The following is a 12,409-nucleotide window of genomic DNA, read 5'->3' on the forward strand; positions in this document are numbered from 1 at the left end:
CGGCTTGTTTTTAAACTCGGTTTATCCCGTTTAATATTAGTGAGGTCTGTGAAGCAATGTATTCCTCGATTGGACAAAGCTTGTGGAGAGCCCACCTTCTGAACGCCCACATTTGGCCCTGAACGAAAATGTTATGGGCCATCAGCTTTTTTTCGCTTTCACTTAAGGAAAACGCTTTGTTTTCCATGCAATTTCCTATGACATGCTCGAACATTCCGACCATCTCCACCTCTTTTTGAAGGACGTAAGGAAGCGCGTCCTTCGAAAGTGACTTGGCCTCCTGGTACATCACGAGAACCTCATCCTGCATATCATCAATGACCCGGAAATAGTTGGCGATCGCATGTTCAAGTCCCTCGATTGTTCCATTCCTTGGATTGATATCCTGCTCAAGGCGGTTCCGGACTTCATCGTAGATTGTATCGCAAACGAGATACAAAACATCCTCTTTCTGCCGAATGTATTCATATAGCGTTCCGATGCTGAAGCCCGCAGCTTTTGCAATCTCACGTGTTGTGGTTCGATGAAAGCCCTTTTGCTTAAACAGGCTGACCGCTCCCTTGATCATTTGATCCCGTCTTTTTTTAATCAGCCGTTCATCTTTAACGGATGCTGGTACCTCTCTCCTCATTCGACCGGCCCCTTTTTTGCGAAATACGAAAGGTTATTTCCTTTGAAAAATGAGCAGATTCAGCAAATTCTGCTTACCCGCTCATCTTCAGCATTATTTCGTCAGCATTCTGGAGATAACCAGTCTTTGAATCTCCTGCGTTCCTTCGTAAATCTGCGTGATTTTCGCGTCGCGCATGTAGCGTTCAACCGGATAATCCTTCGTATAGCCATAGCCGCCAAATACTTGAACCGCTTCTGTTGTCACCCTCATTGCTGCATCTCCTGCGAAAAGCTTCGACATTGCGGATTCTTTCCCGTATGGAAGCCCTTCTGATTCAAGCCATGCTGCCTGATAGGTTAGAAGTCTGGCTGCTTCGACACTCGTTGCCATATCGGCAAGCTTAAAGCCGATTCCCTGCTGGGCAGCGATTGGTTTGCCGAACTGCTGACGCTCCTTAGCATAGCCGACAGAAGCATCGAGTGCTCCCTGCGCAATCCCGACTGCCTGGGCAGCGATTCCATTTCTTCCGCCGTCAAGTGTCATCATCGCAATCTTGAAGCCATCTCCTTCTTCACCAAGCATGTTTTCCTTCGGTATGCGGCAATCTTCAAAGATGATTTCTGTTGTCGGTGACGAGCGGATTCCCAGTTTCTTTTCTTTTTTCCCGACGGAGAAGCCAGGGTAGCTGCTTTCTACGATAAAAGCCGTGGTGCCTTTATGTTTATGAGAAGCATCCGTTACAGCAAATACAATATAAATATCAGCGATTCCGCCGTTTGTGATGAAGATTTTGGACCCGTTCAGGATGTAATGATCTCCATCAAGCTTTGCATAGGTCTTCATCCCGCCTGCATCGGATCCTGAGCCGGGTTCTGTTAAACCGTAAGCGCCGATTTTTTCTCCCTGCGCCATCGGCTTTAAGTATTTCTGTTTCTGCTCTTCAGTTCCGAATTTATACACCGGCCATCCGGCGAGAGAAGTATGAGCTGACAGTGTAACACCGGTTGAAGCACAGACACGGGAAAGCTCTTCCACCGCAATTACGTAAGCCAAATAATCACTTCCGATTCCGCCGTACTCTTCAGGCCATGGAATTCCTGTCAAACCAAGCTCTGCCATTTTGTCAAACAAGGCCCTGTCGAAGCGCTCTTCTTCATCACGCTCAGCCGCAGTAGGCTCTACTTCCTTTTTAGCAAAATCGCGTACCATTTTACGAATCATTTCATGTTCCTCTGATAGTTTAAATTGCATGTTCCCATCCCCCATTTTCAGCTTGTTAAGTATTTTGAAATCACCATTCGCTGTATTTCACTTGTACCTTCATAGATTTCGCAGATTTTCGCATCGCGGAAATACCGCTCGACCGGATATTCCTTCGTATAGCCGTAGCCTCCGAATACCTGGATTGCCTCGGTACTTACATCCATTGCCGTTCTAGATGCAAAAAGCTTTGCCATAGAAGCCTCTTTTCCGCACGGAATGCCTTTTTGTCTAAGGGAAGCGGCCTGATAGAGTAATAGCTTGGAGGCTTCAACGCTTGTTGCCATATCCGCAAGCTTAAAGCCGATTCCCTGCTGTGCGGAAATCGGTTTGCAGAATTGGTGCCTGCCTGCCGCGTATTCAACGGACTTCTCCAGAGCTGCTTCCGCAATCCCAAGTGACTGTGCAGCAATTCCAATCCGGCCGACGTCCAGGTTGCCAAGAGCGATTTTAAAGCCGTGCCCTTCCTCGCCAAGAAGGTTTTCAGCCGGTACAAGGCAATCTTCCAGGGTAATCTGAACCGTTCTTGAACCGCTCAGGCCCATTTTGTGCTCATCCTTGCCGATAATAAACCCCTTTGTACCCTTTTCTACGATAAACGCGGATATCCCTTTGCTTCCTGCCGCTGGGCTCGTCGAGGCAAAAACAATGTACACATCGGCCTCGCCGCCATTTGTGATGAACACCTTGGATCCGTTTAGAACGTAGTGGTTCCCTTTCAGAACGGCCCTTGTCTTCAGGCTCGCGGCATCAGATCCTGAACCCGGTTCTGTCAGACAGAAGGCGCCCAAATATTCCCCTGAAGCGAGCTTCGGCACATAATGCTGCTTTTGCTGCTCATTTCCGTAATACAAAATAGGGTTCGTTCCGACAGAGGTGTGAACGGAGAGAATGACTCCGACCGTTGCACTGACCTTTGAAAGCTCGTGAATCGCAATAATATAGGAGGTGAAGTCCATGCCCGCTCCCCCATACTCTTCCGGGATCGGGATCCCCATGAGCCCTAGCTGACCCATCTTGTCTAAAATTGCTCTCGGAAATTCACCCTGCTCCATTTTTTCAATAACAGGCTCAATCTCCGTTTTGGCAAAGTCCTGCACCATTTTCCTCATCATGTTCTGCTCATCTGTAAAATGAAGCTTCACCGCATGTCCCCCTTGATCAAGCGTATTCGTAAAAACCTCTGCCTGTTTTCTTGCCAAGCCAGCCTGCTTTTACATACTTTCTCAAAAGCGGACATGGGCGGTATTTATCATCACCGAAGCCCTCATGGAGCGTTTCCATAATATAAAGGCACGTGTCCAGACCGATAAAATCAGCGAGAGTCAGCGGCCCCATTGGATGGTTCATTCCGAGCTTCATAACTTCATCAATGGCCTCGCGGCTTGCGACACCTTCATAAAGCGTGTAGATAGCTTCGTTGATCATCGGCATTAAAATCCGGTTAGAGACGAACCCCGGAAAGTCATTCACCTCAACCGGCACCTTCTTGAGCTTTCGTGTCATTTCCTCCACTGCTTCATAAACCGCATCTTCTGTTGCAAGACCGCGGATTATTTCAACAAGCTTCATAACCGGTACCGGGTTCATAAAGTGCATCCCGATGACTTTGCCGGGCCGGTTTGTTGCAGCCGCGATTTCTGTAATAGGCAGAGAAGAGGTGTTCGTCGCAAGGATGGCTGACTCCGGTGTAATTTCATCCAGCTGAGCGAAAATGGTCTTTTTAATTTCCATGTTTTCGATTGCCGCTTCAATGATGAGGTCGGCCTCGCCGGCGCTTTTGATAGCTGTGGACCGTTCAATCCGGTTCAATACTTCTGCCTTGTCTGCGGCGGTCATTCTTTCTTTATCTACCTGTCGCTGAAGATTTTTTGCTATCCCTGATAACCCCCGTTCCAGAAATTCTTCTTTTAAATCCTGCAAAATGACGCTGAATCCAGCCATAGCACAAACCTGAGCAATCCCTGAACCCATTTGGCCTGCTCCAATCACCATTACTTTTTTAATTTCCATTTCCCATCCCCCTATGAATATCGTTCCTTACACTTCCACCATAATCGCATCACCCTGGCCGCCGCCGCTGCATATCGCTGCAACCCCAATGCCTCCCCCACGTCTTTTCAGCTCATGAATAAGCGTTAAGATGATGCGTGCTCCGCTTGCACCAATCGGATGTCCCAGTGCTACTGCACCGCCGTTTACATTCACTTTTTCCGGATCCAGGTCTGCCAGCTGATTGCTTGCAAGAGCCACAGCCGCAAACGCTTCGTTAATTTCAAACAAATCAATGTCCACTGCCGTTTTCCCGGTTTTCTTTAAAAGTTCATTGATGACAACCCCCGGTGTTTTTGGAAAATCCTTTGCTTCCATTGCCACTGCAGTATGAGCAATGATTGTGGCTAGCGGCGTTTTTCCTTCTTTTTCAGCCCGCTCCTCACTCATTAGAACAAATGCTGCCGCTCCATCGTTTACGCCCGGTGCATTTCCCGCCGTGATCGTTCCTTCATGGCCGAAAACCGGTTTAAGGCTTGAGAGTCTTTCAAGAGAAGTATCCGGACGCGGCGCCTCATCCTGATCAACTGTAATTGGATCTCCTTTTCGCTGCGGAACACTGACCGGCACGATTTCTTCACTGAAAATCCCTTTTTTTATGGCTTCCGAAGCACGCTGGTGGCTCCTGAGTGCCCACTCATCCTGGGACTCTCTCGTAATCTCTAAATCTCTCGCTGTTGAATTGCCGTACGTGCCCATATGCACCCCTTCAAAGCTGCACGTAAGACCGTCGTGGACCATTAAATCCTTAACAGCCGCATCCCCCATCCGAAGCCCCCATCTTGCCTTTGGTACGATATATGGAGCATTTGACATAGATTCCATGCCGCCTGCGACAATGATTTCCTCGTCCCCTGCACGGATGATTTGATCGGCCATCGTTACGCTTCTTAATCCGGACGCGCATACTTTATTCACGGTCTCTGTTTTTACTTCCCACGGAATACCAGCATGGCGTGCTGCCTGTCTTGAAGGGATTTGTCCCTGCCCTCCCTGAAGAACATTTCCGAGAATGACTTCGCCGACATCTTCCGGACGGACGCCGCTTCTTTCAAGCGCTTCCTTCACGGCAATTCCGCCGAGCTCTGACGCCGTTAAAGACTGAAGTGCTCCTCCAAACTTGCCAAAAGGTGTACGTGCTCCTCCAACGATTACCGTTTTCCTCATCATGTTTTCCTCCTCAAGTTTACTAGCAAGCGCTTACATTTAATGGCGACTGAACGCTCGCTCAGTTCAGTTAAAAAGGGACAGGCAGTACATACAGCACCGCCTTATCTCCCGATTTTATGCAATTTCCTTCTTCACATCTCCAATGACCGATTTTTCAAGCAGCTCGGCTACATCGTAGGTGGATACCGTTTCCTCGACTTCCTTTGCCTTCGTCCCATCGCTGAGCATGGTCAGACAGTAAGGACATCCCGAGCTGATCACGGTTGGATTTACAGCAAGCGCCTGTTCGGTTCTCGCTACATTGATGCGGGTTCCTGTATCCTCTTCCATCCACATTAAACCGCCGCCCGCTCCGCAGCACATTCCTGTTTCGCGCTTACGGGCCATTTCAACAAGCTTGACGCCAGGAATTGCTTTTAAAAGGTCCCTTGGCGCATCGTATACATCATTGTAGCGGCCAAGGTAGCAGGAATCATGGAAGGTAATCGTCTCTTTCACTTCATGGACCGGCTTAAGCCTGCCTTCCTTCACAAGCTTTGCAAGCAGTTCAGTATGATGATAAACCTCCGCATTCAGTCCAAAGTCCGGATACTCATTTTTGAAAATATTGTAGGCATGCGGATCGATCGTGACGATCTTTTTCACACCGATTTTCTCGAATTCATCAATATTCTTCGTCGCGAGCTCCTGGAATAAGAATTCATTTCCAAGTCTTCTAGGCGTATCGCCTGAGTTTTTCTCCTTATTGCCGAGAATCGCAAACTTCACACCCGCTTCATTCATCAGCTTCGCAAAGGAAAGGGCAATTTTCTGGCTGCGGTTGTCGAAGGAACCCATGGAGCCTACCCAGAACAGGTATTCAAACTCTTCCTCCTGTTTTTGAAGCTCTTTCACCGTCGGGATGACCACATCCTCGCGCGCTTCACGCCAGTTTTCGCGTTCTTTCCGGTTTAGTCCCCACGGATTTCCCTGACGCTCAATGTTCGTCATTGCACGCTGTGCATCAGCATCAAGCTTACCTTCTGTTAAAACAAGATAGCGGCGAAGATCAATAATCTTATCGACGTGTTCGTTCATAACCGGACACTGATCCTCACAGTTCCTGCAAGTCGTACAAGCCCAAATCTCTTCTTCCGTGATTACTTCGCCAATAAGGCTCGGATTGTACGCTGCAGCTGCGGCCGCTTCTTTGGATCCCTGACCAGCTGAAGCCATGGCCAGCTGATTTCCCTGTGTTTCAGCAAAGGCGAAAGCCGGTACCCAAGGTGTCTGAGACGTTACGGCAGCCCCCTTGTCTGTGAGATGATCCCTTAACCGCAAAATCAGGTCCATTGGTGAAAGCATTTTGCCTGTTCCGGTTGCAGGACACATATTTGTGCACCTTCCGCATTCTACACAGGCATAAAGATCAATCAGCTGGGACTGTTTAAAATCTTCTATTTTTCCAACCCCGAAGGATTCCTTTGATTCATCTTCAAAATCAATCTTTTCAAGCTTTGCAGGCGGTCCCACTCTGGAGAAGAATGTATTGGCCGGCCCTGCGATTAAGTGGGCATGCTTGGATTGAGGGACGTATACAAGGAACGTCAGCAAAATCAGCAAATGCACCCACCAGGATACGTAAAAAACGACGATAGCGGCCGTTTCATTCATAAAGCCGAAAATGAACGCAAGCGACGAAGCAATCGGCTCTGTCCATGTCAGTTCATGATCATGCCAAATGATGCCCATTGCATTTCCTAGAAGCACGGAGATCATTAAGCCTCCGATAAATATCAGGACGAGTCCCGCTTTAAAATTCCGCTTTAAACGGACAAGCTTTTCAATATAGCGTCTGTAAAACGCCCAGACGACGGCAATAAGAATGACAAGCGTTACGATTTCCTGGAAAAAAGTAAAGCCGGGATAAAGCGGTCCAAGCGGCAGATGCGCCCCTGGAGACAGCCCTTTTATAATAAAATCTATCGCCCCAAACTGGACGAGGATAAATCCGTAAAAGAACATAACATGAATGATTCCGCTCTTTTTATCCTTCAGCAGCTTCTTCTGGCCAAAGACGTTTACCCAAATCCGATCAAGCCGGTCTTTCCATTTCCCGTCAAACTCTTCTTTTCTGCCCATCCGGATATATGCGATCCGGGAACGGATTAAATGAACAAACAGCGCAACTGCGTAAGCGGTTACAAGCAAGAATGCAATAAGATTGATCCAAAGCAGTATGCTCATTCTGTTTCCCCCTATCTGATGTGTATGTGATTTCTCCCATTTCTATTGAAAATTTTAAACCAAACAAATTTTCAGAAATTATCCCTACCATTATCATAATTATGAATGAGCATTCAGTCAATCCTTTTCCCTTAATCTTTTTTCATAATTTTCCCTTACTCGTCCATGATAAGGGTACATCTATTATTTGAAGGAAGGAACCTCTATGGCCTTTTTTATCCTAATACTTCTTGCCCTGCTCATAACCGTTTGGATCCGCATTGATTTTTCCATCGCTTACAGCCGCCATGTGCGGAAGGCCGGGCTCCAGTCCTATCCAATCCGCAAGGGAGATATTCAGTTTTTTTCTGATGGACAGGAATTTTACACACACTATTTCAATGATTTAAAGCAGGCGTCTACTTGTATTTATGCAAGCTTTTACATTATCAAAAATGATGAGGAAATCAGTCAGAGCTTCTTGAAGATTCTAGGCCGAAAAGCCGAGGAAGGCGTGAAGGTCTGTTTGATGCTGGACCGGATCGGATCGGCCAAAGCCCCTAAAAACCTTTTAAAGCAGATTCAGGATCAGGGAGTGGCGCTTATCTACTCACACAACCCTAAATTTCCATTTTTCTTCTTTACGCTGCTCGCCAGGAATCACCGGAAGATCACCGTTATCGATCATAAAACCGGCTACTTGGGCGGCTATAACATCGGGAAGGAATACATAGGGAAAAATCCAAAGCTCGGATACTGGCGCGATTACCATCTGTCTTTTACCGGAGCCGGCATTCAGGACCTCGAGGAGCAATTCTGCAAAGATTGGCGAAATGCGGGTGGAAGGTATTTAGACAAAGCCAAATTCCCGCCTGAAGCAGACGGCAGCATTTCATACCGGTTTGTTTCTACTTACGGAAAAGCCCTCGATGAGCAGTTCCTTTCTTTTATTCATCGAGCCAAAAAAGAGCTGATTATTTGCACGCCCTATTTTATCCCCGGTGCGAAGCTGCAGATTGAGCTGCTTCGCGCACTTGAAAGAGGGGTAAAAGTAAAAATCATCGTTCCCATGCGCTCTGATCACCTTTTTGTGAAGGAGGCGGCTTTTCCGTATTACGGTCCTTTGCTGAAAGCAGGAGCAGAGGTTTACCGATTTTATCTGGGATTCTATCATGCCAAAATCATTATGGCCGATGACGATTTCTGTGATATCGGAACCGCAAACTTTGATAAGCGGAGCATGTATTTAAATGATGAGATGAATGCTTTGATCCAAGACAAAGCTTTTACAGCAAAAGTCAGGACGAGCATCCTAAAGGATATTCATGATTCGGAACAGCTGTTGTATGAAGACTATTTACAAAGACCGCTGTGGCAGAGAGCGAAAGAAAAAGCCGCCTCCGCTGTGTCCTTTTTCCTGTAAGGCACATGCGGTGAAAAGGAGAGAGAAATGAAGATACGGTTTGGTTATGTTGCTAACGCCCTTTCCCTTTGGGACTGCTCCCCCTCAAAGACGATGACCTATGCAAGATATCAAAAGCTCGAAGAAAGTGAACGCTATGAAGCGCTTCACCGTGTGACGAAGCAAAACCTTGAGCATACGCTGCGCATCATTCATTACAACATTGCGCACGAAATCCATCTTTACCGCTTTTCTTCGAGCCTTGTTCCGCTCGCCACTCACCCTGAAGCAAGCTGGGATTTTGTCGCGCCATTTAAGGATCAATTTAAAGAAATTGGAGAGCTGGTAAAGAAAAACAAGATCCGGACAAGCTTCCACCCGAGCCAGTATACGCTGTTCACAAGTGATCGGCCATCCATCACTGAAAACTCAGTGATGGACATGGAGTATCACTATGCGATGCTAGAAGCGATGGGTCTCGAGAAGGAAGGCTTGATCAACCTTCATGTTGGTGGAGCGTATGGGGATAAAACGGCATCGGCTGAGCGCTTCTTTGTAAACATTCAATCGCTCTCTTCCCCTGTTTTTTCGAGAATGACTCTTGAAAATGACGACAAAACCTATACAACGGAAGAAACCTTGCAGGTATGTGAAAAAGGCGGCATCCCGCTCATGTTTGATTATCATCACCATCAGGCAAATAAAAACGAAGGCGGGCAAAAATTGGAGGATCTGCTTCCAAGATTTTTTGATACATGGAGACAGACAGGCCTTTCACCAAAAATCCATATCTCTTCACCAAAATCAGAAAAAGAATATCGCAGCCATTCCGATTACGTGGATCTTGAGTTTATTAGACCGCTGCTCAAAATGCTGAAGGAATTTGACGTCGATGTGGATGTGATGATTGAAGCGAAGATGAAGGATTTGGCTCTGTTGAAGCTGATCGAGGAAATTTCAGCGATTCGCGGGGTGAAACGTGTGGATGGGGGGAGTGTGGTTTGGTGATGTGGGGGTGTTGTGGGGGGGGTTTGCACTCGCAGTGTGCGGGGTTTGCACTCGCAGTGTGCGGGGTTTGCACTGGTAGTATGCGGTTTGCACTCGCAGTGTGCGGGTTTGCACTGACCCCCACTCTGCTAAAGCACTAAAGCTCCGGCACCGCATCCTGTAAACTCTTACGTACCAAGGGATTGCAGCTCTCTTCCTCTGTCCCCTGATGCGGTGGTGCAACGGGGGTCAGTGCAGTGCACTGACCCCCGCTCTGATAAAGCACTAAACCTCTGGCACCGCACCCTGCAAACTCTTACGCACCAAGGGATTGCAGCTCTCTTCCTCTGTCCCCTTATGCGGTGAAGCGGCGGGGTCAGTGCAAAGTACAAAAACAAAGTACAAAAACAAAGTACAAAAACAAAGTACAAAAACAAAGTACAAAACAAGACCCCCATACCTAAAAGGTACGGGGGCCAAGACCTTACATCTTTTCCGGAGCCGATACTCCAATGAGCGTCAGGGCATTTTTCAATGTATGCTGAGTCGCTTTCATGAGAGCGAGACGGGCTTTGGATTTATCGTCGTTTTCCGGGTCCAGCACTTTTTCTGCGTTGTAGAAGCTGTGCAGAGTAGAAGCCAGGTCGAAAATATAGTGGGTGATTTTATGCGGAATCCGTTTTTGGGCAGCGTCTGCTACGGTTTCCGGGAACTCGCCTAATTTTTTTAGCAGGTCGATTTCCTTTTCGGAAAGGTCTGAACCGAGCACATTTTCGCGGTCGTATGAAAGACCTTTTTCCTCGCCCTGGCGCAGCATGCTGCATATACGAGCATGAGCGTATTGAGCGTAGAATACAGGATTTTCATTGGATTTGGATACAGCGAGATCCATGTCAAAGTCCATGTGAGTGTCTGCACTTCTCATAGCGAAGAAGTAGCGGACTGCGTCAAGACCGACCTCTTCCATCAAATCGCGCATCGTAACCGCTTTTCCGGTTCGTTTGCTCATTTTCATTTTCTCGCCGTCTTTGTAGAGATGAACGAGCTGAATGATTTCGACCTCAAGCGTTTCTTTCCCATAGCCAAGTGCTTCAATCGCCGCTTTCATTCGGGGAATGTAGCCATGGTGATCGGCACCCCAGATGTTGATGAGCTTTGTGAAGCCGCGGTCCAGCTTGTCCTTGTGATACGCAATGTCCGGAGTCAGGTATGTGTAAGAGCCGTCGTTTTTAATTAAAACGCGGTCTTTGTCATCACCGAATTCAGTAGAGCGGAACCATGTTGCGCCCTCTTCTTCAAAGATGTGTCCTTTTTCGCGAAGAGCTTCAAGGGCATGGTCAATTTTCCCGTTCTGATAAAGACTTGTTTCAGAGTACCACACATCAAACGGCACGCGGAATTCATCCAGGTCCTTTTTCAGTTTATCCATTTCGAATTTCAGCCCGTATTCACGGAAGAAGCCGAGACGTTCATCCCGTTCTTCTGAAACGAAGCGATCTCCATATTCGTCCGCAAGCTTTTGGCCGATTTCCTGGATATCCTTGCCGTGGTAGCCGTCCTCCGGCATCGGTGTATCCTGGCCGAGTGCCTGAAGATAGCGGGCTTCAATGGAAAGGGCAAGATTATTGATTTGATTTCCTGCATCATTGATGTAATATTCTCTGGATACATCATAGCCTGCTTTAGCAAGGATATTGCAAAGCGAATCACCTACGGCTGCGCCGCGGGCATGTCCAAGGTGAAGCGTACCCGTTGGATTGGCGGACACAAACTCCACTTGAAGCTTTTCGCCGTTTCCAATATTGGACTCTCCATATTTGTCACCAGCATCTAAAATAGCCGGTACAAGGTCTGTAAGATAGGCGTTGTTCATGTGAAAATTGATAAAACCTGGCCCTGCGATTTCAATTTTTTTAATGGAAGCTTTTTCTTTATCGAAATGATTGACGATCTCTTCTGCAATCATGCGCGGCGCTTTTTTAGCGACTCTCGCCAGCTGCATAGCCATGTTTGTTGAAAAATCGCCGTGCGCTTTTTCTTTAGGCACTTCCAGCACAACGTCCGGTATTTGGGATGCTTCTGCAAGCCCTGCATGTTGAACTGAAGCTTTTACTTCCTGTTTTAAACGTTCTTTCATTTGCTCGACGATGTTCATGACTTGGCCTCCTTAAAATCAATCAAAAGGGTGTGAAGGTGAGTTTGCCCTTCCCCCATATGCAGTTCGTATTCAATCTCCAGTTTGCCTTCAGCCGATTCATGGTTAATGATTTGAGCTACCCTCGATGTATAGGTAGTCATTTGAAGAGTTCCGAGAGGGGTTTTGTAATGTGTGAGCGTTTCAGCATCCTTAATAAAACGCTGTTTCATGGAGACAGCGCCTGACCTGAAGACAATCGTTTCCTCTGGCTTCATTTTCACGATGGTCTGAATCGTGCCGTATTCCTGCTCTTCCTTGTAAGTAAGGTAAGGAACCGAATCTTTTATGTAAAAGCTGCCGCTTGAACGGAATTCAATCGTTTCCGTTTCTCCTTCATTTCGGATCTTTGAATGAATGTAGAGGCTTACTGGTGTCTGTTCCTTCATCTAAGACACATCCTTCCACTATAACTACAATAGTATAAAGATTCTTCATGCAAAGTTCAATAGCATGGGGGAATTGGAAATAAAAACGGACTGTCCGGTATAAATCGCCAAAACCGGCGCTTTATGTGAACAGTCCT

At 47.2% G+C, this 12,409-nt stretch carries 10 protein-coding genes; 2 read left to right on the top strand and 8 right to left on the bottom strand.

Annotation, left to right across the window (positions count from 1 at the left end; genetic code table 11):
- Window positions 1-10: 10 nt before the first annotated feature.
- From J9317_RS19280 to J9317_RS19305, 6 genes are all read right to left on the bottom strand, one after another.
- A complete protein-coding gene (locus tag J9317_RS19280) occupies window positions 11-631 on the bottom strand; it encodes a TetR/AcrR family transcriptional regulator (RefSeq protein ID WP_211561621.1) in 621 nt (206 codons plus the stop codon).
- Window positions 632-724: 93 nt separating this feature from the next.
- Window positions 725-1,864 (bottom strand): acyl-CoA dehydrogenase, encoded by a 1,140-nt coding sequence (locus tag J9317_RS19285; protein ID WP_211561623.1) that lies wholly within the window; start codon window positions 1,862-1,864, stop codon window positions 725-727.
- Window positions 1,865-1,881: 17 nt separating this feature from the next.
- Window positions 1,882-3,018, bottom strand: coding sequence for an acyl-CoA dehydrogenase (locus tag J9317_RS19290; RefSeq protein ID WP_211562517.1), 1,137 nt, complete (start codon window positions 3,016-3,018; stop codon window positions 1,882-1,884).
- 16 nt (window positions 3,019-3,034) lie between these two features.
- Window positions 3,035-3,886, bottom strand: coding sequence for a 3-hydroxybutyryl-CoA dehydrogenase (locus J9317_RS19295; protein ID WP_211561625.1), 852 nt, complete (start codon window positions 3,884-3,886; stop codon window positions 3,035-3,037).
- 27 nt (window positions 3,887-3,913) lie between these two features.
- Window positions 3,914-5,092 (bottom strand): acetyl-CoA C-acetyltransferase, encoded by a 1,179-nt coding sequence (locus tag J9317_RS19300; RefSeq protein WP_211562518.1) that lies wholly within the window; start codon window positions 5,090-5,092, stop codon window positions 3,914-3,916.
- A 117-nt stretch (window positions 5,093-5,209) separates the two neighbouring features.
- Window positions 5,210-7,321 (bottom strand): (Fe-S)-binding protein, encoded by a 2,112-nt coding sequence (locus J9317_RS19305; protein WP_211561630.1) that lies wholly within the window; start codon window positions 7,319-7,321, stop codon window positions 5,210-5,212.
- A gap of 205 nt (window positions 7,322-7,526) precedes the next feature.
- Between J9317_RS19305 and cls the strand changes: the two genes are divergently transcribed.
- Both cls and uvsE read left to right on the top strand, forming a co-directional pair.
- Window positions 7,527-8,723, top strand: coding sequence for a cardiolipin synthase (gene cls, locus J9317_RS19310; protein ID WP_211561632.1), 1,197 nt, complete (start codon window positions 7,527-7,529; stop codon window positions 8,721-8,723).
- A 27-nt stretch (window positions 8,724-8,750) separates the two neighbouring features.
- The gene (gene uvsE, locus J9317_RS19315) at window positions 8,751-9,710 is read left to right on the top strand and encodes a UV DNA damage repair endonuclease UvsE (RefSeq protein ID WP_211561634.1); all 960 of its coding nucleotides are present in this window, start codon (window positions 8,751-8,753) and stop codon (window positions 9,708-9,710) included.
- A gap of 463 nt (window positions 9,711-10,173) precedes the next feature.
- Here the strand turns inward: uvsE and argS are convergent, their stop codons facing one another.
- Together argS and J9317_RS19325 are read right to left on the bottom strand one after the other, a co-directional pair.
- A complete protein-coding gene (gene argS / locus J9317_RS19320; protein WP_211561636.1) occupies window positions 10,174-11,844 on the bottom strand; it encodes an arginine--tRNA ligase in 1,671 nt (556 codons plus the stop codon).
- Window positions 11,841-12,272: a YwiB family protein gene (locus tag J9317_RS19325; RefSeq protein ID WP_211561638.1), complete on the bottom strand. Its 432-nt coding sequence runs from the start codon at window positions 12,270-12,272 to the stop codon at window positions 11,841-11,843. Before J9317_RS19325 ends, argS begins: the two co-directional genes overlap by 4 nt.
- Window positions 12,273-12,409: the final 137 nt, after the last annotated feature.

Source organism: Metabacillus flavus (genome assembly GCF_018283675.1).
In the GTDB taxonomy this organism is placed as follows: domain Bacteria; phylum Bacillota; class Bacilli; order Bacillales; family Bacillaceae; genus Metabacillus_B; species Metabacillus_B flavus.

Excerpts from the sequence above, each read along its gene's own strand:
- J9317_RS19285 (WP_211561623.1), bottom strand. The coding sequence starts at position 1,864 with ATGCAATTTAAACTATCAGAGGAACATGAAATGATTCGTAAAATGGTA.
- cls (WP_211561632.1), top strand. The coding sequence starts at position 7,527 with ATGGCCTTTTTTATCCTAATACTTCTTGCCCTGCTCATAACCGTTTGG.
- argS (WP_211561636.1), bottom strand. The coding sequence starts at position 11,844 with ATGAACATCGTCGAGCAAATGAAAGAACGTTTAAAACAGGAAGTAAAA.
- uvsE (WP_211561634.1), top strand. The coding sequence starts at position 8,751 with ATGAAGATACGGTTTGGTTATGTTGCTAACGCCCTTTCCCTTTGGGAC.
- J9317_RS19325 (WP_211561638.1), bottom strand. The coding sequence starts at position 12,272 with ATGAAGGAACAGACACCAGTAAGCCTCTACATTCATTCAAAGATCCGA.
- J9317_RS19280 (WP_211561621.1), bottom strand. The coding sequence starts at position 631 with ATGAGGAGAGAGGTACCAGCATCCGTTAAAGATGAACGGCTGATTAAA.
- J9317_RS19305 (WP_211561630.1), bottom strand. The coding sequence starts at position 7,321 with ATGAGCATACTGCTTTGGATCAATCTTATTGCATTCTTGCTTGTAACC.
- J9317_RS19295 (WP_211561625.1), bottom strand. The coding sequence starts at position 3,886 with ATGGAAATTAAAAAAGTAATGGTGATTGGAGCAGGCCAAATGGGTTCA.
- J9317_RS19300 (WP_211562518.1), bottom strand. The coding sequence starts at position 5,092 with ATGAGGAAAACGGTAATCGTTGGAGGAGCACGTACACCTTTTGGCAAG.